This window comes from Rhodoferax sp., assembly GCF_023700745.1.
Taxonomy (GTDB): domain Bacteria; phylum Pseudomonadota; class Gammaproteobacteria; order Burkholderiales; family Burkholderiaceae_C; genus Rhodoferax.
On the sequence record NZ_JAMPYG010000002.1, the window covers coordinates 79,817 to 99,580 of the forward strand.

Genomic DNA, 19,764 nt, shown 5'->3' on the forward strand with positions numbered 1-19,764 from the left:
ATCAATGTGTATTTTCATTGATTTAAGAAAACATCAAGAATGCAGGCCTCACAGCACGCTGGACAAGGAATTCAACATGAGCATTCAACCGACCGTTCGCCCTCTGGAGGGGCTGCGGATTCTCGACTTCACCCGGGTTCTGGCCGGCCCATTGGCCACCGCGCTACTGGCTGACCTCGGGGCTGAGGTCATCAAGGTGGAGCCGCCCCAGGGCGACGACTACCGTGCCATCGGACCCATGCGCAACGGCGAGAGCGCCCTGTTCAACGTGATGAACCGCAACAAGAAAAGCTTGGTGCTTGATCTCAAGCAAGCGCAGGCCGTCGCCTTGGTGGAGTCACTGGTCGAGAAAGTCGACGTCGTGGTGGAGAACTTTCGACCCGGCGTGGCGGACCGACTCGGCATCGGCTACGAGCGGCTTGCCGCCCGCAATCCCAAACTGGTTTATGTCAGCGTGTCAGGTTTCGGGCAGACCGGCCCGTATGCCGAACGTCCCGCCTACGACGTGATCGTCCAGGCGATGAGCGGGATCATGGAGGCCACCGGCGACCCGAATGGCCCCCCCACGCTGGTGGGTGAGGCGATCTCGGATGTGGTGGCCGGGCTGTTCGCGTCCTGGGCCATCCTGGCGGCAATTCACCAGACACAGCGCACCGGCCAGGGCCAGCAGGTGGATGTGGCCATGTTTGACACCACCTTGTCGTTTCTGGTGACGTCGATGTCGCGCTACCTGTTTACCGGGACACCGGCCCGGCGCGTTGGCAACCGCCATCCACTGTCGGCACCGTTCGGGGTTTACAAGGCCAAAGATGGCCACTTCGCCCTCGCGGTACTCAACCGCAAACTGTTTCAGGCACTGGCAAACGCCATCGGCCAGCCCGCTCTGGGGACGGATGACAGCCTGGCCAGCGATGAACAACGCTCGGCACGTGAGCCGGAACTGCGCGCTGTGATCGAGGCCTGGGCAGCAGACCACAACGTGGACGCTGTGGTTGCCTGCATCGAACAGGCGGGCGTGCCGGTGGCACCGATCTGGAACATTGCCCAGGCGCTGGCGTCACCGCAAGCGTTGGCACGCAACCTGTTGCAGCCGGTCGACGATGCGCGCTTGCCTGGCCTGCAGCTGCCGGTGCAGCCCGTGCGCTTCGGCGGTGCTGCACCCAGCCAGCCACGCCGTGCGCCAGCGCTTGGCGAGCACACTGAAGATTTGCTGAGCACGCTACTGGGCCTGGGGCTGGAAAAATTGACTGAATTGAAAGCCTCTGGCGTCTTAGGTACTGCGCCTGCGACGTCCGCCACCAACACCACCCACTCAACCAAGGAATAAAAATGGATTACAGCAACCGTTTTGGCGTCACCGCCGACGACCAGGCCCTGGCCGACGCCGTCGGCCGTTTTGCACAGGCCGAACTGGCCCCACGTGCCAGCGAACTTGACCGGACCGAAAGCTCCGTGACCTGCCATGTCAAGGCCCTGGCCGAACTGGGGATCATGGGCATGAACATTGACGAGTGCTGGGGCGGTCCCGGTGTCAGCCCAACGGGCATGCTGCTGGCGCTGGTCGAGATTTCCCGGGCCTGCGCCGCCACCTCGTCGATGATTGGGGCACACTACCTGGGCACCGATGCGGTGCAGATTGCCGGCGATGACGCCCAGCGCGAAGCCTGGCTGCCACGCGCGGCAAGCGGCGAGTGGCTGGCGGGTTTTGCCTTGACCGAGCCACTCGGCGGCTCGAGCCCGGTCGACATGCGCACGCGTGCGGTGCGCGACGGCGACTACTACCGCATCGATGGCGTCAAGCAGTTCATTTCCAACGCCGCCGAGGCACGTTTTCTGGTGGTGTTCGCCAAGACCGATCCCGAGGCCGGCCCGCGCGGCGTGAGTGCCTTCGTGGTCGACATGCAAACGCCAGGCGTGAGCGTATCAAGCCACGAGAAGCTCATGGGCATTCGAGGCGCACATGCCTTTGAGGTGTCGTTTGAGGATGTCCGCGTGCCGCTGAATTGCCGCTTGGGAGCCGAAGGCAGTGGCTTCAGGACCGCCATGAAGGTGCTGGACAACTGTCGACTGGACGTGGCGGCCACAGCGCTGGGTCTGGCGCAGGCGGCGCTGGACGCGGCAGCGCAATGGGTGCGGGAGCGCAAGGTCGGCGGTGAGCCGCTTGCCACGCGGCAGGGCATTCAGTGGATGCTGGCCGACATGAAGCTGCGCCTGGAGGCCTCCTGGGCATTGACCCTGCAGGCCACGGCGCTGCGCGCTGAAGGCCGGAACTTCACTCAGCAGTCAGCCATGGCCAAACTCCACGCTTCGGAGATGGTGGGCTTTGTCACGGATGCCGCCCTGCAAATTCATGGCGGCTATGGCTTCACACGTGACTTGCCTCTGGAGCGCTATGTGCGCGACGCGCGCATCCTGCGCATTTACGAAGGCTCTTCGGAAATTCAGCGCACGATCATTGCCAGAGGGGTGTTGGCTTAAGCTTGCCTTTCAGCCGCCCGTTCAGCATACTTATTGAACCGCCAGGCGCTCCCTTCCTGGGTGATACGACGCCAGGTGGCGCGTTTTTGGACGGGCTGCATCTCGGTCCAGTGCTGCACCTCGGCAAAAGTGCGGCCACAGCCCTTGCAGACCTCGTCGCCCTGGCTGGTGGAACAAATCGCGATGCAGGGCGTGTCGGGGGTGCTTTCGTACCAGGTCAGCCAGGCCTGCCAGGCCGCCGCGGACAGCGCTGCTTCGTCTATTTCAGGGCGCCGCTCGAAGGCCATCACCGCATAGACCTCGGCCAGCGCCCGCGTCGGCGGCGGCAGTGCTGCCCCCTCAACGCTGGGCGCCCTGGTGCGCCAGTAGTTGATGGCGGACTCAATGTCGGTGATGTGGATGCCTGTCATGGGGTCGGCATCATAGCGCCAGCACGCCTGCACACGCCAGGGTGATAAGCTCGGGTCCATGAAACTTATCCTGAAATGGCTGCTCAGTGCCGTCGCCCTGCTGTGTGTGGCCTACCTTTACAGCGGTGTCGTGGTCAACAGCCTGGGTGCCGCGCTGATCGCCGCCTTTGTCATCGGGCTCTTCAACCTGGTGTTGCGCCCGGTGCTGGTGCTGCTGACCCTGCCCGTGACCGTGGTCACGCTGGGCTTGTTTTTATTTGTCATCAACGCCCTGATGTTCTGGTCGGCCGCCGGTATCCTGGAAGGGTTTTATGTGCGCGACTTCTACGCCGCACTGTGGGGCTCGCTGATCTACTCCGCCCTCGGGCTGCTCATTGACGCAGCGTTCGGCCGGAAATAAAACCTCAGGGCTCCTGCGCCTGTTCCTTCAGCAAGGCCTCGATCTGACGGCGTCGCGTGTCGATGATCGACGCGTCGATGTGGTCGGCTGAAGAATTCGAGGCGCCCGGTGCCCGCAGCCGATCCTGCGCGGCTTTCAGCCGGTCCAATGCCCCCGCATAGTCCAACTGCGCCACCTGCGCCTCGGCCTCGGCGCGCAAGGCGCGCAAAGTTTGATTTTGCGCTGCGTAAATACTTGCCAGCCACTGCCAGGCCAATGCATCTTGCGGCTGCCTGAGCAGCCACCCTTGCAGGTTTTGCGCCACTTGGTCCAGCAACTGCGCTTGTCCACCCTGCATGGCAATCTGGGCTTGCAGTGCCAGATCGGGGCGACGTAACGCAGACCCCGTCGCCGGCTTGGCGGGATCCAGTCCGATGTCCGCCCCCAGAGCCAGAAGTTGCTGACGCGACCGATCAGGGGCTGCCAATTCAATTTCAAGACCCAGCCAGCGCACCTGCCGCACCGCCTCGGGGTCATCCACAACCACTTTTTCCAGGCGCGCCAACTGCCGGCGCGCCTGCGCCGCATCGCGCATGCGGCTGGCAGCCATGGCCGCACCATACAAGGTGCCCGCCTGTTGCGCTGCAGTCTGGCCCGACAGGCCCACCTCTTTGGCCTGAGCCAGCCAGCCGCGTAAAGCATCCACACCGGGGTTGGACAGCACCCGGGCACGCGCCGCCAGCATGGCGTGGCTCATGCCAGAAACCACGTCGCCCCCATGCGGCGCGCCCAGCGGCAAACGCGACTGCATGTCGGCGATGCGTTCGGTGGTCAGCGGATGGCTGCGCAGGTAGGGGTAGGCACCACTGTCATTGAGCCGGGCCGCCTGCTGCAACTTGTCGAACATGCCCACGAACCCCTGCGCCTCAAACCCGGCCTGGGTCATCACGCCAAAACCGATCCGGTCCGCTTCGCGCTCCATGTCGCGCGAAAAATTGAGCTGGCCTTGCGCTGACAGGGCTTGCCCGCCAACAATCAACGCATTGCCAGCCTCAGGATTTTTGCTGGCTGCCAGCGCGCCGAGAATCATGGCGCCGATCATCCACGGTGTCTGCTGGTTGCTCTTGGAAATCAGGCGTGAAATATGCCGTTGCGTGACATGGCTCAACTCGTGGCCCAGCACCGAGGCCAGCTCGTCGCGGCTGCTCACAACCGCCAGCAAACCCAGATGCAGACCAAAATAGCCGCCCGGCAAGGCAAACGCGTTGACGCTGCGGTCGCGCCCCAAAACAATGCGCCAGGCAAAGCGCTCATCGAGTTCGGGGGTCAGATCGCCGCGAACACGGGCAGCGTTCAGCAGCGGCTGCCAGATGCCCTGCACATAATCGGTCAGCACCGGGTCGTCAATAAAATCAGGGTCGCGGTAAAGCTCACGCGCGATGCGGTCACCCAGCCGACGCTCGGCGCTGGCGCTCATGTCGCTCCCGTCACCGAGCAGTGGCAGCGCGTTAGCACTTTGGCCCTGTGCCCTCAGGGCCACTGGCAATGCAAGGCCAATTGCTACAAAAAATAGAGTAATGCACTTCTTTAGAATAAGGCTTACCCGTTTTTTTTTCTTGAATGGATCAGTCAACATGAGCGATATATTTTGTACACCTGCAAAAGAATAAATCTGACGATCGCCGTATGATGCCAGTTCTGTGTAAAGGTTCGGTCAAGACGTCCCGTTTACTTTAGTCCATCTCATCCCCATTTTTGTCATGAGCACCCTCACCCATTTTGACGACCAGGGCCAAGCCCACATGGTGGATGTGGCAGCCAAAGCCGCCAGTCACCGCGTTGGCATCGCCTGTGGCCGCATTGACATGCTGCCTGGCACGCTGGCCATCATCGAAGCGGGCACCGCCAAAAAAGGTGATGTGCTGGGTATTGCCCGCATTGCCGGCATCATGGCGGCCAAAAAAACCAGTGATCTGATCCCCCTGTGCCACCCGCTGGCACTGACCCGGGTCGCCATTGAATTCAAGGTTCTGCATGCCAGCCAATCCGCCACCAGCAGCGTGCTTTGCAAGGCCACGGTAGAAACGGTAGGCCCCACCGGTGTCGAAATGGAAGCGCTTACCGCCGTTTCGGTCGCCCTGCTGACCATTTATGACATGTGCAAGGCGGTGGATCGCGGCATGGTCATGACCGACATCAAACTACTGGAGAAACATGGTGGTAAATCAGGTAGTTTCATCCATCCAACAACACCATCCCATGACAACGCTTGACCGAACCCTTTGGCCTGCGCGCCTGAGCACATTTGTATTAGCCGCCCTGGCTGCAGCCAGTGTCGTTTATTGGGGCCTGCGCTGGTCTGAGCCCATCAGCACGCCACGCGCCAACGGCGATGGATTCAGCCAACGCCTCATTGACACGAACCGGGTGGCCCAATTGCTGGGGGCCAGCGCCACCCCGGCCAATGCAGCACCTGCAGTCAACGCCGCGGGCCAATACAAGCTGCTCGGTGTCATCGCCGGGGCGAAAGGCCGCGGCTTTGGCAGCGCCCTGATCGCCATCGAAAGTGAACCCGCCAAACCATACAAAGTTGGCGACAGGCTGTCTGATGATCTGCTGCTGCAATCCGTTACAGCCCGTGGGGCAACGCTGGCGCCCGGCATGCAGGAGCCGGCCTCGATCGAGCTTGAATTGCCACCTCTTGCCACCATCAAACTCCAGTAACATGGCAACAACCACTCTCTACCAATTTCAGGTCCAGGTCAAGCCACGCTACCTGGCTGACCAGTCTGTGCCGGGGCAAGGGCAGTACTTTTTTGCCTACACCATCACCATCCGCAACACCGGCAACATTGCGGCCCAGTTGATTGCCCGCACCTGGAACGTCAACGACGCCCAGGGTCACCACGAAAAGATCAAGGGCCTGGGTGTGGTGGGTCACCAGCCATTGTTGCAACCCGGTGAAACATTTGAATACACCAGTGGTACACGCCTGCGCACCCCCACCGGCACCATGCATGGCAGTTTTTTTTGCGTGGCGGAAGATGGTGAAAAATTTGATGTGGATGTCCCCATGTTTGTGCTTGATGCCCTGAGCGAAAGCGGTGGCACGCGTACCCTGCATTAAGCAGATGACGGCCAGGCCCGATCTTGCCGAGCTGCTGGATGCCCTCGATCCTCAAGCCGATCTGGCGCAGCGCCACCTCTGGTTGATTCAACTGCTGGGCTGGGTGCGCGGCAGACATGCGTCGGTGCCGCACGCAGTTGCACGCGTGAACTTGCTGCTCGACACCCTGCAACAACGCCCCGAGGCCCGCGCCAGGCTGCAGGCCTGGTGGCTAAAGCTGCTGGGCACGGTGGACGCAACCTCATTGCTGGCAGACTACGGTTTTTCTTCACGCAGCGCCTTTACCAGTGAATTGACCGAACGCCTGCGCCTCAAATGGCTGCCCAGCACGCCTGAAACGACTGACGCATCCAGCCTGTTTTCGCTGGTGCTATGCCAGCCATTTGATGCGCGCTGGCTCAATGCGCTGGAGGAGGCCACGTTGACCCGGCTGGCGGAGTTGCTGCAAGCCGACTGTGCGCAAATGACCGATGGTATCTGCGCCTGGGTACCACAAATCGGGCCCAGCCGTGTCACACCATGGCAAGCAACGCTGCTGGAAGCCCTGACCTTTTGCACCGGACAAATCCGTGCCACCGGTTTTTCACCCGAACTGCGCCTGCGCATGAGCGCACCTGCGCTTGAGACCGCCCCGTTCCATGCGCTCGACAGCGACGTGATCGCGCTACAAGCCGCTTTCCTGGTCGACCCAGAGCATCCCTCGGCCGCCAGACAGGCTGCCTTGCAGCAGGTTCTGAACCGCCTGGAGGCTTGCCGCCAGGCGGCTGCTTCGGTCTACGCCCACCTCGACAGCAACGGCATCTCCGTCAACCTGGTGTTTCAACTGCGCCAGTTGCGCAGCCGGGTACTGCGCGTGCGCACCCTGCTCGATTGCCTGATGTCGGGGCACCCCCATCGTCACACCGTACAGTTGTTCGCCCATCTGGTACTGGTAGGGCAGGAACGACGCAGCGTGCGTGCACTGATTGCCGCCAATTCATCCATGCTGGCCGCCAAGGTAGCCGAGCGCAGCTCCGAGACCGGCGAGCACTACATCACCCGCACCAGGGCCGAATACATCCAGATGCTGCGTGATGCAGCAGGCGGCGGCGCCATCATGTCGGTCACCACGCTGATGAAGTTTGTGGTGTTGTCGATGAGCCTGTCAGCCTTTTGGAGCGGCTTTTACGCCGGCCTCAACTACGCGCTGAGCTTTGTCCTGATCCAGTTAATGCACTGGACCGTGGCCACCAAACAACCCGCCATGACCGCCCCTGCCATGGCCGCAAAGCTCAAGGAGTTGGGGGCACCGGGTGCCATAGAAAGTTTTGTTGATGAAGTGGCGCATCTGGTGCGCTCACAGGTGGCCGCCATCTTTGGCAATCTGGCGCTGGTGGCGCCGGCGGTGCTGCTGATCAGCACCGGACTGTGGCTGGCCTTTGGCGCCCCCATGATCGATGCCGCCGTTGCCAATCACGTGCTGGACGATCTGACCCTGCTGGGACCCACTGCACTGTTTGCCGCCCTGACTGGCGTGCTGTTGTTTGCTTCGAGCATCATTGCAGGCTGGATCGAGAACTGGTTTGTGCTGCACCGGCTGGATTCGGCCATCCGCTACAACCCCAAAATCACCGCCGCGCTGGGCCGCGCCAAAGCCGAGCGCTGGGCCACGTTCATGCGTCACAACATTTCGGGACTGGCGGCTAATGTATCGCTCGGTCTGATGCTGGGCCTGGTGCCCGCATTTGCGGCGTTTTTTGGCCTCGGGCTGGAGGTGCGCCACGTCACGCTGTCCACCGGACAGCTGGCGGCTGCTGCCGCCAGCCTGGGGACTGACATCCTGCGGCAAGGCCCATTCTGGTGGTGTGTGGCCGGGATTGCCATCACCGGCGCGCTTAACGTGGGCGTGAGCTTTTATTTTGCCTTCCTGCTGGCACTCAGGGCACATAACGTCAGCGGGGTTGATCGCCGCCGTATCTACCAGGCCATTCGCCACCGGATCCGCACCCGCCTGGGCAGCTTTTTCTGGCCAGCCAGCACGCCAGAGCAGCCGAAAGACGTGGCCAATGGGTGAGTTCGATTTGATCGCGCGCTATTTCAAGCGTCCGGCGCGCCGCGCGGCGTTGGGCATTGGCGACGACTGCGCATTGCTGCAGCCCGCGCCCGGCACACAGCTGGCTATTTCCTGCGACATGCTGGTGCAGGGGCGCCACTTTTTTGCTGACGTGAACCCGCGCAGTCTCGGTCACAAGGCGCTGGCAGTCAACCTCAGCGACCTCGCTGCCTGTGGCGCCAAGCCGCTCGCGTTTACCCTGGCGCTGGCACTGCCCGAGATCAACGAACCCTGGTTGACGGACTTTGCCGGCGGACTGTTTGAGCTCGCCGATGCCCACAACTGCGAACTCGTTGGCGGCGACACCACCGCCGGACCGCTCAACATCTGCATCACGGTATTTGGCGAGGTGCCGCTCGTCAATGGCCGCTCGCAGGCCCTGTTGCGCAGTGGCGCCAGGGCCGGTGACGACCTTTATGTGAGCGGTACGCTGGGCGACGCCCGGCTGGCGCTGAACGCATTGCAAGGCAAATTGTCGGTACCGGCACCCATCTTGCTGGCAGCACGCCAGCGGCTGGAACGCCCCAGTCCACGCGTGGCGCTGGGCCAGGCCTTGCGCGGTATCGCCAGCGCAGCCATTGATCTCAGCGATGGACTGATGGGTGATCTGGGTCATATCCTGGAAAGCTCGCAAATCGGGGCGACCGTGCAGGTCGATACGCTGGTACATAGCATCGCTTGCTATGTAGATTCAACGCCTGCCGGCATTCAGGGCGGCATCGATTTGTCGCTGGCGCAATGGCGCACCCTGGCACTGGCAGGCGGTGACGACTACGAGCTCCTGTTCACCGCGTCCCCCAGCCAGCGCGCCGCCGTGGCCGCTGCGGCGCAAGCCAGCCAGACCCCGGTGCGGTGCGTCGGCCAGATCGACGCCAACCCAGGCTTGCGGCTGCTGGACCGGCAGGGCCAGGTGCTGCCCAACCAATACGCCTCGTTCGACCACTTTGCCTGAAGTAGCCTGCGCCAGGCATCGGCTGGATAATCTGACCATGCTTGATCAAGAGTCCACTTTTCATTCTGCCGCATCAGGGACCGCCCAGGCGGCCAAGCCTTTGGGACCCGTTGCCCCGAGCGGCCATTTCATGATGGCGCACCCGGCCCATGTGATGGCGCTCGGCTTTGGTTCCGGGCTCAGCCCCATTGCCCCCGGTACCATGGGGACGCTGTGGGCCTGGGCGCTGTTTGGACTGTTGCAAGACCGTCTCACCGAGGTGCAATGGGGCGGACTCATTGCGGTCAGTATCCTGGCGGGCTGGTGGGTCTGTACGGTCACCGCCAGACACATGCGCACGCTTGACCCCGGCAGCATTGTCTGGGACGAAATAGCCGCTTTCTGGCTGGTGCTGTGGCTGGTCGGTCAGGCCGGTTTCTGGGGCCAGTTGGCCGCTTTTGCACTGTTTCGCTTCTTTGATGCCGTCAAGCCCGGGCCGGTCGCCTGGGCCGACCAGCTTTACCACCATGTGAATCCCGCCACCGACCCGTCCGCCTGGCGCAAAGTGGGCTGGGGCATCATGCTTGACGACCTGGTGGCCGCTTTTTGCACCCTGCTGGTGATTGCACTGTGGCGGTCATGGTAAGACTTGCCGTGAAGCCATGCGTCAAGAAACCGTGCACGCGTTCAAACCTTGATCTAACTTGACCTGCCTTGTCCACCGGGCTGCTATGCTTTAACCCTTTAACGAAGCCAACCAAACGCCATGAAACACTTATTCGCCATCAGTCTGATTGCCGCCGCCTCCTTCGCCAGCAGTGCCTGGGCGGCTCAACCCCCTGCAGCCAAACCGCCAGTTTCGGGCGTAGTCAGTGGCGAAGTGCTGGAGGTCAAGGACGTTGACAGCTACACCTACCTGCGCCTGAAGACCAAAGACGGTGAAACCTGGGCTGCAGTGAGCACCGCAGCGGTTAAAAAGGGCGCCACGGTGACGGTTGAAAACGCCATGGTCATGAACAATTTTGAGAGCAAATCGCTGAAGAAAACGTTCCCGACCATCATTTTTGGCAGCCTCGGGGGCGCGGCTGCAGGCCAGAGCGCACTCGGCTCGAAAATGGCAATGGCCAAAATGGCAGACAGCGCACCGATCAAGGTTGCCAAGGCCAGCGGCGCCAATGCCTACACGGTTGCCGACATCATCAGCAAAGCGGTTCAACTCAAGGACAAGCCGGTCAAAATCAACGGTCAGGTGGTGAAGTACAACGCCGGCATCATGGGCAAAAACTGGATCCACCTGCGTGACGGGTCCGGCACCCCAGCCAACAACGACATTCTGGTCACGACCGCTGCGCCAGCCAAGGTCGGCGACCTGGTGACGGTTTCGGGCGTGGTGCGCAACGACAAGGATTTTGGTGCCGGCTACAGCTACAAGGTGCTGGTTGAAGAGGCTACCCTGTCTCCCCTTCAGAAATAGTCTGTTGATGCTGGACAGTTGCGCCCTACTGGCGCGTTTACTTTTAAAAAACGGCTGGGTGATGGCGACTGCCGAGAGCTGCACTGGCGGCCTGATCGCTGCCACGTGCACCGAACTGGCAGGTTCAAGCCAATGGTTCGAGCGTGGTTTTGTCAGCTACTCCAACGCCGCCAAATGCGAGCTGCTGGACGTCGATGCCGCGCTGATTGATGCACATGGCGCCGTCAGTGAGCCCGTGGTGCGCGCCATGGCTGTCGGTGCACTCGCCCATTCGCACGCCCAGGTGGCTGTTGCCGTAACGGGCGTGGCCGGCCCCTCTGGTGGCAGCGCCGCGAAACCGGTAGGCACCGTGTGGCTGGCCTGGGCCACGCCCACCGGCTTGACCAGCGAAGCACAGCACTTTGCCGGCGACCGCGCCGCGGTACGCCAGGCCACGGTGCGACATGCCCTGGCCAGGTTGGCAGAACTCATCCAGACGGAAACCCCGGCGTGACACAGTGGGGTGCTCAGGATGAGCATTGTCTGAAGGCATGCGGGGTCGCGGTTTGACTGTGCACTTAACTTAAGCATGGATTTTGTCAACGGCTTTGCCACCGGGCTGGCACTGATTGTGGCCATCGGCTCACAAAATGCGTATGTGCTGCGCCAGGGCCTCCTGCGTCAGCATGTGCTGCCACTGGTGCTCTTTTGTGCGTTGTCAGACGCGCTGCTGATCCTGGCGGGCATTGGTGGTGCCGGCCTGCTGATACGCGACAACACCTTCCTGATGAACCTGACGCGCTACGGCGGCGCCTTGTTTTTAGCAGCTTATGGCGTACTGGCAGCGCGGCGCGCCTGGCAAGGCGAGCCCATGCAATTAAATGGTGGCGGGCGGGTCGCACTGCGGACGGCACTGGCGGCCTGTTTTACCTTTACCTTTTTGAACCCCCATGTGTACCTCGATACCGTGGTACTGCTTGGCGCCATTGCCAACCAGCGGCCAGACCCGCAACGCTGGGTCTTTGGCGCCGGCGCCATGAGCGCGAGCCTGTGCTGGTTTGCCGCGTTGGGCTTTGGCGCACGTTTTCTGGCGCCGCTTTTTGAATCGGTTCTGGCCTGGCGCGTGCTGGACGCGCTGATTGCACTGACCATGTGGACGCTGGCGGCCATGCTGTTGCTCAGTTAAGTTTTGCTAATCACAACAAAATGAGGCCAAAATAGGAAAAGCCTGAAAAGTTTCCTTTTCAGGCTTTTGGGTACGGACTCAGCCTTTCGGCTGATCCTTATTGCAGCAACGGCTCTCACCCCGGATAGCAACAATCGAGGTAGAGTTTAACAGGGAGTCGAGATGGATGTAGAACAAGATAAAACTACAGATAAACCCGCAGACTTGATCTTTGGACTGGATATTGGGATTGCCTCCGTGGGTTGGGCAGTACTCAACAGCACTCGGATCGTCGATTTAGGCGTGCGCTGTTTTGACAAAGCTGAAACCGCCAAAGAAGGCGAGTCCCTCAATTTGGCGCGTCGCACTGCGCGTTTGCTGCGTCGTCGCCTCTACCGACGCGCTTGGCGACTTACCAAACTGACAAGACTGTTTAAAAAAGAAGGCCTTGTCCAATCAGCAGATTACTTCAAACAGCAACCTGGATTCACCGATTCAGCGTGGCTATTGCGAGTAGTAGGATTAGATCGTTTGCTCACGCCCTCAGAATGGGCTCGTGTGATTTACCATCTTTGCAAACATCGCGGCTTCCACTGGGTCAGCAAGGCAGAAGAAATCAGCGCTGAAGCCGATGCCAAAAGCGAAAGCGGTAAAGTCAAGAAAGGCTTGGCCCACACTCAGGCTTTGATGCAAACAAAGGGCTATCGAACTGCCGCCGAAATGGTGTTGTCAGAGTTCCCGGAAGCACAACGCAACAAACGGGGCGACTACAGCAAAGCACTGTCACGCCGAATCCTTGACCAAGAATTAGAAAAACTGTTTCAAGCACAACGCCGCCTTGGCAGTACCCACGCCGATATCGACTTCGAACTTTTGATACGCGGCAATGGTGACTGCAAGAGCGGTTTATTCTGGAAACAAAAACCTGCATTGGCTGGAAACGACTTGCTGAAGATGCTGGGCAAATGCACATTTGAAAAAACTGAATATCGCGCCCCAAAAGCCAGCTTTACAGCAGAACGACATGTCTGGCTTACAAGGTTGAACAACCTGCGCGTCATTGTTGATGGAGTATCACGGCCACTTAATGAAACAGAGCATCGCGCTGCCCGGCTTTTGCCCTACCAGTCAGGGGAAAAATTTACTTATACAACACTACGTAACGCGCTCACCCGCTCTGGCTTATTGCCTGTCAGTTTTCGATTTGGCGGCTTATCCTATCCAAGCGATAGGCAAAAAGAAGAAGATAAAGCCAAAAATCCAGAAGACCAGATTCTGGTCAAACTCACAGCCTGGCACGAACTGCGTTTAGCTCTGAACAAAGCTGACTTGGCTGACGTCTGGCAACAAATCAGTGTGGCCGCTCTGGAAGGACAGCCCGAGACGCTGGATCAAATCGCCTGGGTGTTGAGCGTTTACAAAGACGATGAAGAGGTGCATGCGGAACTGGAAAACATCGCGCTTCCCCAAGCAGAAAAAACCATGGCAGTTTTGCTTGGCATTCGTTTTGACAAGTTTCATGCCCTGTCACTCAAAGCCTTACGTCAAATTGTGCCGCACATGGAACGTGGTTTGCGCTACGACGAAGCGGTGGAGCTGATACCTGAATATGGTCACCACAGCCAACAAGTTGAATTAGGTACAGGCCAGCACAAGTATCTTCCCCCTTTTTATGCTGACCGTGATAAGCGCAACACCATGATCTTTCGCGAAGACCTGGATGTGCCTCGCAACCCGGTGGTGCTACGCGCCCTCAACCAGACGCGTAAAGTAGTCAACGCATTGATCAAAACCTATGGCAGCCCAATGGCCGTGCACATCGAAATGGCACGTGATTTGTCCCGACCACTGGATGAACGACGCGACATTGAAAAACTTCAAAAAGAATATAAAGACCGTAACGAAAAAGCCCGCGAAGATTTTGAAAAAGACTTTGGCTACCGACCCAAGGCGTCTGTGTTTGAAAAGTGGATGCTGTACCGCGAGCAGCAATGCAAATGTGCTTATTCGCTGGAGGCCATGGACATTGGCCGCATCCTGGATGACCCCAATTACGCACAAGTTGACCATGCCCTGCCCTACTCCCGCAGTTTTGACGACAGTAAAAACAACAAGGTGCTAGTGCTCTCGCGGGAAAACCAGAACAAGGGCAACCGCACCGCATTTGAGTACCTCACCAGCTTTACGGGCGGCGAAGAAGGTGAACGTTGGCGTAATTTTGTCGCATGGGTCAATGGCAACAAAGCCTACCGAGCTGCAAAACGCAACCGCCTGTTGCGCAAGAACTACGGTACCGAAGAAGCCGCAGGTTTCAGAGACCGCAATCTCAACGACACACGCTATATCTGCCGATTTTTCAAAAACTATGTTGAAGAGCATTTACAACTTGCCCAAGATGCCAACGGCAACAAAAGCAGACGTTGCGTGGTGGTCAATGGCCAACTCACGGCATTTTTGCGCATGCGTTGGGGCTTGTCCAAAGTCCGCGAAGAAAGTGACCGCCACCATGCGCTGGATGCTGCTGTGGTTGCGGCTTGTAGCCATGGCATGGTCAAGGCGCTGGCTGATTATTCTCGACGCAAAGAAATCGCCTTGCTGCACGAAGGCATTCCTGATCCCGAAACTGGCGAGATCATTAACCCAACTGCTCATGAGCGATTGGCAATTCATTTTCCCGAACCCTGGCCTCACTTCCGCCATGAACTTGAAGCGCGCAGAAAAACGGACGACATCACTTTACTACGCGAACAAATAACGCAATTTGGCACTTATTCGGCACAGGATTTGCAGCAGATGCGTACCTTGTTTGTGTCACGTGCTCCACAACGGCGCAATGGTGGCGCAGTGCACAAAGACACCATTTATGCACAATCCGAAAGTCAGATAGCCAAGGGCAGCGTTGTGCAAAAAGTGCCTTTGACCAGCCTAAGTACCAAAGATCTGGATAACTTGGCCGACCCGCATCGCAATGCCAAGCTGTACGCGGCCATTCGCGAGAGGTTGGATGCATATGGCGGTAAGGCCGACAAAGCTTTCGGGCCAGACAAGCCTTTTTATAAACCTGGCAAGGACGGTCAGCCCGCTGGGCCAGTTGTACGCACCGTGAAACTGGTGATCGACAAATTGAGTGGCATCCCCATTCGCGGCGGTATTGCCAAAAACGACAGCATGATCCGCGTGGATGTATTCAACAAAACAGGCAAATTCCATCTTGTGCCGGTTTATGTCCATCACCGTGTGACGGGGTTACCAAATCGAGCAATAGTTGCATACAAGGATGAAACCGAATGGACCTTGATTGACAAGAGTTTTATTTTTTTATTTTCAATTTATCCGAATGATTTGGTTCGTGTGTCACTCAAAAAGGAATCAAGAATAGGTTACTACGCTAGTTGTAACCGAAGCACGGGCGCAATTGATCTTTGGGCTCATGACCGTGCAAACTCCATAGGCAAAGACGGACTTATCCAAAGCATTGGCGTAAAAACAGCGTATTCCGTAGAAAAATTCAACGTCGATCTGTTGGGCCACATTTACCCAGCCGCACCGGAGATCCGTCGTGGTTTGGCGTAGTGTGGTTGTCAGCCAGCCTGCCAGACTCAAGCGCGAACATTTTTCGCTGGTCATTGAACAGGCTCAGTCAGCGCATGTGCCGTTTGAAGACATTGCGGTGATCGTGCTGAACAACCGCGAGATCACCATCACTCACCCGGTGCTGTCTGCCTGCGCGGAGTATGGTATCGGGCTGTTTTCCACTGGTGACAACCACCAACCCAACGGTGTGTTTTTGCCTTTTCTCCAGCACAGCCGCGCCACGCGCATGCAGCGTCTGCAACTCGGCATTGACAAACCGACCACCAAACGTGCCTGGGCGACCATCGTTCAGGCCAAGATTGGCAATCAAGCCCGCTGCCTGACCTTGCTCATGCGTGGCAATGCGCAACGGCTGGAGTCTTATGCCCGCCGCGTCCAGTCCGGTGACAAGGGCAACATGGAGGCACAGGCCAGCGCCTACTACTTTCCACAGTTGTTTGGCCGCAGCTTTCATCGCAGCCAACCCGGCTGGATTAATGCAGCACTGGACTACGGCTACGCCATCATGCGCGGCGCCTGTGCCCGTGGCATCGTCGCTCATGGTCTGTTACCCACGCTGGGCTTGTTTCACAGCAGCGAACAAAACGCCTTTAATCTGGCCGATGATCTGATCGAACCTTTTCGACCTATCGTTGATTTGCACGTGGCTTCAATGCCGCCACGCGCAGAAGCAGATGAACTTACCCCTGCCGACAAAGTCGCATTAATTGGCCTGCTGAACATTGACGTAGCGATGCCACGCGGTGCCATGAGTGTGTTGGCGGCTGTGGAACAGGCCGCCGAATCAATAGCAAGGTTATTTGATGATGGCAGTGAGCAGGTGCTCGAGATGCCGTGCCTGTTAGGTTTGAAACAACATCAGTACGAAATGTAGCCTGCATCATCAAGGTCTTACCGTGAGCCAAAACACGAGGCGATTCATGCGAATGATGGTTTTTTTTGACCTGCCTGTCATCACACGTGCCGAGCGGCGCGCCTACACTCTGTTTCGCCGTTTTCTGCTCAATGACGGTTACGACATGATCCAGTACTCAATCTACGGGCGTATTCTCAACGGCAGCGATGCCGAAGAAAAGCACATGAAGCGCCTGTTGGCCAATCTGCCGCCTGAGGGTTCGGTGCGTATGTTGACAGTGACGGAAAAGCAGTTTGCCAGCATGAAAATGTTGGTTGGGTTGCCTCTTTTTCAGGAAAAGAAAGTTAATGCCGCGCAAATAGCTTTGTTTTGACCATTTCTTTATAACGAAAACCCGCGCCAAACCAAGCCTAGCGCGGGTTTCGAAGGAGTCGAGTGTAGCTATCCGGGGTGAGAGTGGGAGCTACAACACCGATTACGACCGCATGCCCGACAACATCAGTGTAGCTATCCGGGGTGAGAGTGGGAGCTACAACAAGGGCGACATAGGTGCCATCGGGCTGGCGAGTGTAGCTATCCGGGGTGAGAGTGGGAGCTACAACGGTCTACTACTACGACCAGCCGGGCATCTTAGTGTAGCTATCCGGGGTGAGAGTGGGAGCTACAACGCTGCTGCTGTCATTCATGCGCCGGGCAATAGTGTAGCTATCCGGGGTGAGAGTGGGAGCTACAACCAGGGCGGCTGGGTGCATGTGAGCTTTGCCAGTGTAGCTATCCGGGGTGAGAGTGGGAGCTACAACCATGCGCTGCGCGCCCCAATCAAACGTCATAGTGTAGCTATCCGGGGTGAGAGTGGGAGCTACAACCAGGGCGGCGGCTGGGTGCATGTGAGCTTTAGTGTAGCTATCCGGGGTGAGAGTGGGAGCTACAACCCAACGGCAACTGCACGCAAGGCCCATTCTAGTGTAGCTATCCGGGGTGAGAGTGGGAGCTACAACCGTACCGCCAAAACGGCAAGATCAGACTGGAGTGTAGCTATCCGGGGTGAGAGTGGGAGCTACAACCCGGTGGGCGATGTTGTAGGCCACAAAAGCAGTGTAGCTATCCGGGGTGAGAGTGGGAGCTACAACCTGGCAATGCGACGGGCTTAGGCGCTGCGGGAGTGTAGCTATCCGGGGTGAGAGTGGGAGCTACAACCATCCTGATGACGTTGCTGTTGACCGATTTAGTGTAGCTATCCGGGGTGAGAGTGGGAGCTACAACCTTGAAACTGCTGCCAATCGCACCGTGCGCAGTGTAGCTATCCGGGGTGAGAGTGGGAGCTACAACCTTGCGGTGAATGATGGACGCGATCCAGTTAGTGTAGCTATCCGGGGTGAGAGTGGGAGCTACAACTGCGCCGTAGTTGTACACGTCCTGCGTGTTAGTGTAGCTATCCGGGGTGAGAGTGGGAGCTACAACCCCTCAATCTGCGCTGTAGTGATTTTGGTTAGTGTAGCTATCCGGGGTGAGAGTGGGAGCTACAACAGTAGCGCACCACCACTCAGGTTGGCAACAAGTGTAGCTATCCGGGGTGAGAGTGGGAGCTACAACAACCTCCCCGGCGTGCACGTCATGCCCGAGAGTGTAGCTATCCGGGGTGAGAGTGGGAGCCATGGCTTGTCCACTGAGGTCTTTGACCCCATCGGACAAGCCAGTGCTACCGCACAGGTTGATCAAGAATAAAGCTGTAGCAAAATTCGTCAACATTCCTGTATGTTTGACTGAAAATAATCCTCCCAACAACTGAAGAAAAATGCACCCCAACGCCCAGACACTGACCCGTTTCTACACTGCGTTTGCCGCGCTGGATGCCGACACCATGGCGACCTGTTATGCAGAAGATGCCACTTTTAACGACCCGGCGTTTTCGCTCCAGGGGCAACGCGAAATCAGTGGCATGTGGCACATGCTGTGCGCCGCCACACTGGCCAAAAACCGCGCAGACTGGCGGCTTGAATTCAGGGACGTGCGCGCTGACGACCAGACCGGCCAAGCGCACTGGGAAGCGCATTACCGCTTTAGCGTGTCCAACCGGTTGGTGCATAACCTCATCGAGGCCGACTTCACGTTCAACCCACAAGGACAGATTGCCAGCCACACCGACCGCTTTGATTTTTGGCGCTGGTCGCGCCAGGCCCTGGGTTATGGCGGCTGGGTGCTGGGCTGGGCACCATATTTCCAGAAGCAGGTGCGTGTGCAAACCCGCGCCGCGCTGGCCAATTACCTCGCCAGGCACCCTTGACGCGCACTTAAGCGCCGCAGCACTTCTTGTACTTCTTGCCGCTGCCGCAGGAACAGGGGTCGTTGCGGCCTGGCTTGACCTCGGCGTGCACGGTTTCCACACGGGGACCGATGTTGCGCCACAACTCGCGCAGGTCGTACACCGCCCACAGGGCATCGGCAAAGTCGTTGAGGCGTTGCTCGCTGATGGTGGGAACGCCTTCTTCCTCGAACGCAGCCACCGTCGGGGTATCGGTGTCGTCTTCGGTCACGGCCACAATGCATTCGAGCGCGGCATCGAGCACCTTGGCGGCCTCCTTGTCGCGCGGCGGCGCCCACTCCTCGGGCCAGCTCTCCACCGCGTACATGAAGCCAATGGCCCAGATCTGGCCGAATGAGGGAATTGGCGCATCGCCCATTTCGGCGCGCTGCACTTCGGGGAGGGCGGCAATGGCACCGCGCAGGTCCATCACCTCGGGCTGGTAGGCGCGCTCATCGTCGAGCGACGCCACGTCGACGTTGAGGGCGGCGGCGACTTCATTCCAGCGCCGCATCCAGAGGTCAAAAAAGCGTTTGAACTGGGCTTCGTCGGCAAACAGCGGAGTTTCGCTGTCATCCTCCAAATCCAGCAGTACCGAAAAATACTCGGTCGGGCTGATCACGCGGCGGCAGCACACCAGTGCTGCCATGAAACCCTCGCAAAATTCCCATTGCGGAGTTTCGTCAAAACGCGTGCGCAAGTCGTCCAGAATGGTGTCAAGCTCGTCAAAGTCGGCGGACTGGAGGGTTTCAGCAACGGCATCGGAATCGCCAGGCACTGGCGTGGTGATAATGGTCATGGCACACAAATAAAAGAGTATGAATGGCCCTATTCTGCCCTGCCCGAAAAGCTTATCCTTTGCCAATGACCTTCATGGGTTCAAACGCGATGACAAAACCAAGTACTTTTTCCTTATCGTTGATCCTCTCACTGACTCTGGTAGCCTGCGGCGGCGGGAGCAGCGACCCCGCGGCGGT

The 19,764-nt window shown here is 58.8% G+C and carries 19 protein-coding genes and 1 CRISPR repeat array; of the genes, 16 read left to right on the forward strand and 3 right to left on the reverse strand.

The window, feature by feature from the left end:
* Window positions 1–76: 76 nt before the first annotated feature.
* A complete protein-coding gene (locus tag NDJ10_RS02455) occupies window positions 77–1,327 on the forward strand; it encodes a CoA transferase (protein ID WP_296159509.1) in 1,251 nt (416 codons plus the stop codon).
* Window positions 1,328–1,329: 2 nt separating this feature from the next.
* Window positions 1,330–2,478: an acyl-CoA dehydrogenase family protein gene (locus tag NDJ10_RS02460; protein WP_296159510.1), complete on the forward strand. Its 1,149-nt coding sequence runs from the start codon at window positions 1,330–1,332 to the stop codon at window positions 2,476–2,478.
* Here NDJ10_RS02460 and NDJ10_RS02465 read toward each other — a convergent pair.
* On the reverse strand, window positions 2,475–2,888 hold the full coding sequence (locus NDJ10_RS02465) for a DUF3717 domain-containing protein (RefSeq protein ID WP_296159806.1): 414 nt from the start codon (window positions 2,886–2,888) through the stop codon (window positions 2,475–2,477). The genes NDJ10_RS02460 and NDJ10_RS02465 overlap by 4 nt on opposite strands.
* Window positions 2,889–2,946: 58 nt before the next feature.
* Between NDJ10_RS02465 and NDJ10_RS02470 the strand changes: the two genes are divergently transcribed.
* Window positions 2,947–3,288, forward strand: a complete 342-nt coding sequence (locus NDJ10_RS02470) for a phage holin family protein (protein ID WP_296159511.1) — start codon at window positions 2,947–2,949, stop codon at window positions 3,286–3,288.
* A gap of 4 nt (window positions 3,289–3,292) precedes the next feature.
* Here the strand turns inward: NDJ10_RS02470 and NDJ10_RS02475 are convergent, their stop codons facing one another.
* Window positions 3,293–4,744 carry a M48 family metalloprotease gene (locus NDJ10_RS02475; RefSeq protein ID WP_296159512.1) on the reverse strand — a complete coding sequence of 484 codons (1,452 nt, stop codon included), beginning with the start codon at window positions 4,742–4,744 and terminating at the stop codon, window positions 3,293–3,295.
* Window positions 4,745–5,027: 283 nt separating this feature from the next.
* On the opposite strand from NDJ10_RS02475, the gene moaC reads away from it, so the two are divergent.
* From moaC to NDJ10_RS02540, 13 genes are all read left to right on the forward strand, one after another.
* Entirely contained in the window at window positions 5,028–5,540 is a 513-nt protein-coding gene (moaC, locus tag NDJ10_RS02480; protein WP_296159513.1) for a cyclic pyranopterin monophosphate synthase MoaC, read from the forward strand.
* Window positions 5,527–5,991: a general secretion pathway protein C gene (locus NDJ10_RS02485; RefSeq protein ID WP_296159514.1), complete on the forward strand. Its 465-nt coding sequence runs from the start codon at window positions 5,527–5,529 to the stop codon at window positions 5,989–5,991. The genes moaC and NDJ10_RS02485 overlap by 14 nt, the downstream gene beginning before the upstream one ends.
* A gap of 1 nt (window position 5,992) precedes the next feature.
* The gene (apaG, locus tag NDJ10_RS02490) at window positions 5,993–6,394 is read left to right on the forward strand and encodes a Co2+/Mg2+ efflux protein ApaG (RefSeq protein ID WP_296159515.1); all 402 of its coding nucleotides are present in this window, start codon (window positions 5,993–5,995) and stop codon (window positions 6,392–6,394) included.
* Window positions 6,395–6,398: 4 nt separating this feature from the next.
* Window positions 6,399–8,447 (forward strand): site-specific recombinase, encoded by a 2,049-nt coding sequence (locus NDJ10_RS02495; protein ID WP_296159807.1) that lies wholly within the window; start codon window positions 6,399–6,401, stop codon window positions 8,445–8,447.
* Window positions 8,440–9,438, forward strand: coding sequence for a thiamine-phosphate kinase (gene thiL, locus NDJ10_RS02500; RefSeq protein WP_296159516.1), 999 nt, complete (start codon window positions 8,440–8,442; stop codon window positions 9,436–9,438). Before NDJ10_RS02495 ends, thiL begins: the two co-directional genes overlap by 8 nt.
* A 130-nt stretch (window positions 9,439–9,568) precedes the next feature.
* Window positions 9,569–10,063: a phosphatidylglycerophosphatase A gene (locus NDJ10_RS02505; RefSeq protein WP_296159808.1), complete on the forward strand. Its 495-nt coding sequence runs from the start codon at window positions 9,569–9,571 to the stop codon at window positions 10,061–10,063.
* 120 nt (window positions 10,064–10,183) lie between these two features.
* Window positions 10,184–10,891, forward strand: coding sequence for a nucleotide-binding protein (locus NDJ10_RS02510; protein WP_296159517.1), 708 nt, complete (start codon window positions 10,184–10,186; stop codon window positions 10,889–10,891).
* Window positions 10,892–10,898: 7 nt separating this feature from the next.
* Window positions 10,899–11,384, forward strand: coding sequence for a CinA family protein (locus tag NDJ10_RS02515; protein ID WP_296159518.1), 486 nt, complete (start codon window positions 10,899–10,901; stop codon window positions 11,382–11,384).
* A 75-nt stretch (window positions 11,385–11,459) separates the two neighbouring features.
* Window positions 11,460–12,056: a LysE/ArgO family amino acid transporter gene (locus NDJ10_RS02520; RefSeq protein WP_296159519.1), complete on the forward strand. Its 597-nt coding sequence runs from the start codon at window positions 11,460–11,462 to the stop codon at window positions 12,054–12,056.
* 162 nt (window positions 12,057–12,218) lie between these two features.
* The gene (cas9, locus tag NDJ10_RS02525) at window positions 12,219–15,608 is read left to right on the forward strand and encodes a type II CRISPR RNA-guided endonuclease Cas9 (protein WP_296159520.1); all 3,390 of its coding nucleotides are present in this window, start codon (window positions 12,219–12,221) and stop codon (window positions 15,606–15,608) included.
* Window positions 15,595–16,503, forward strand: coding sequence for a type II CRISPR-associated endonuclease Cas1 (gene cas1 / locus NDJ10_RS02530; protein WP_296159521.1), 909 nt, complete (start codon window positions 15,595–15,597; stop codon window positions 16,501–16,503). Before cas9 ends, cas1 begins: the two co-directional genes overlap by 14 nt.
* A gap of 22 nt (window positions 16,504–16,525) precedes the next feature.
* Window positions 16,526–16,858: a CRISPR-associated endonuclease Cas2 gene (gene cas2 / locus NDJ10_RS02535; RefSeq protein WP_296159522.1), complete on the forward strand. Its 333-nt coding sequence runs from the start codon at window positions 16,526–16,528 to the stop codon at window positions 16,856–16,858.
* A gap of 61 nt (window positions 16,859–16,919) precedes the next feature.
* Window positions 16,920–18,144: direct repeats of the CRISPR family, unit length 36 nt; unit sequence AGTGTAGCTATCCGGGGTGAGAGTGGGAGCTACAAC.
* Window positions 18,145–18,280: 136 nt separating this feature from the next.
* A complete protein-coding gene (locus tag NDJ10_RS02540) occupies window positions 18,281–18,769 on the forward strand; it encodes a nuclear transport factor 2 family protein (protein WP_296159524.1) in 489 nt (162 codons plus the stop codon).
* 7 nt (window positions 18,770–18,776) lie between these two features.
* Here the strand turns inward: NDJ10_RS02540 and NDJ10_RS02545 are convergent, their stop codons facing one another.
* The gene (locus NDJ10_RS02545; RefSeq protein ID WP_296159525.1) at window positions 18,777–19,586 is read right to left on the reverse strand and encodes a UPF0149 family protein; all 810 of its coding nucleotides are present in this window, start codon (window positions 19,584–19,586) and stop codon (window positions 18,777–18,779) included.
* Between the last annotated feature and the right edge of the window lie 178 nt (window positions 19,587–19,764).

What these genes read in the sequence shown, in the direction of transcription:
- NDJ10_RS02455 (WP_296159509.1), top strand. Translation starts at nt 77, where the DNA reads ATGAGCATTCAACCGACCGTTCGCCCTCTGGAGGGGCTGCGGATTCTC.
- NDJ10_RS02460 (WP_296159510.1), top strand. Translation starts at nt 1,330, where the DNA reads ATGGATTACAGCAACCGTTTTGGCGTCACCGCCGACGACCAGGCCCTG.
- NDJ10_RS02465 (WP_296159806.1), bottom strand. Translation starts at nt 2,888, where the DNA reads ATGACAGGCATCCACATCACCGACATTGAGTCCGCCATCAACTACTGG.
- NDJ10_RS02470 (WP_296159511.1), top strand. Translation starts at nt 2,947, where the DNA reads ATGAAACTTATCCTGAAATGGCTGCTCAGTGCCGTCGCCCTGCTGTGT.
- NDJ10_RS02475 (WP_296159512.1), bottom strand. Translation starts at nt 4,744, where the DNA reads ATGAGCGCCAGCGCCGAGCGTCGGCTGGGTGACCGCATCGCGCGTGAG.
- moaC (WP_296159513.1), top strand. Translation starts at nt 5,028, where the DNA reads ATGAGCACCCTCACCCATTTTGACGACCAGGGCCAAGCCCACATGGTG.
- NDJ10_RS02485 (WP_296159514.1), top strand. Translation starts at nt 5,527, where the DNA reads ATGACAACGCTTGACCGAACCCTTTGGCCTGCGCGCCTGAGCACATTT.
- apaG (WP_296159515.1), top strand. Translation starts at nt 5,993, where the DNA reads ATGGCAACAACCACTCTCTACCAATTTCAGGTCCAGGTCAAGCCACGC.
- NDJ10_RS02495 (WP_296159807.1), top strand. Translation starts at nt 6,399, where the DNA reads ATGACGGCCAGGCCCGATCTTGCCGAGCTGCTGGATGCCCTCGATCCT.
- thiL (WP_296159516.1), top strand. Translation starts at nt 8,440, where the DNA reads ATGGGTGAGTTCGATTTGATCGCGCGCTATTTCAAGCGTCCGGCGCGC.
- NDJ10_RS02505 (WP_296159808.1), top strand. Translation starts at nt 9,569, where the DNA reads ATGATGGCGCACCCGGCCCATGTGATGGCGCTCGGCTTTGGTTCCGGG.
- NDJ10_RS02510 (WP_296159517.1), top strand. Translation starts at nt 10,184, where the DNA reads ATGAAACACTTATTCGCCATCAGTCTGATTGCCGCCGCCTCCTTCGCC.
- NDJ10_RS02515 (WP_296159518.1), top strand. Translation starts at nt 10,899, where the DNA reads ATGCTGGACAGTTGCGCCCTACTGGCGCGTTTACTTTTAAAAAACGGC.
- NDJ10_RS02520 (WP_296159519.1), top strand. Translation starts at nt 11,460, where the DNA reads ATGGATTTTGTCAACGGCTTTGCCACCGGGCTGGCACTGATTGTGGCC.
- cas9 (WP_296159520.1), top strand. Translation starts at nt 12,219, where the DNA reads ATGGATGTAGAACAAGATAAAACTACAGATAAACCCGCAGACTTGATC.
- NDJ10_RS02540 (WP_296159524.1), top strand. Translation starts at nt 18,281, where the DNA reads ATGCACCCCAACGCCCAGACACTGACCCGTTTCTACACTGCGTTTGCC.
- NDJ10_RS02545 (WP_296159525.1), bottom strand. Translation starts at nt 19,586, where the DNA reads ATGACCATTATCACCACGCCAGTGCCTGGCGATTCCGATGCCGTTGCT.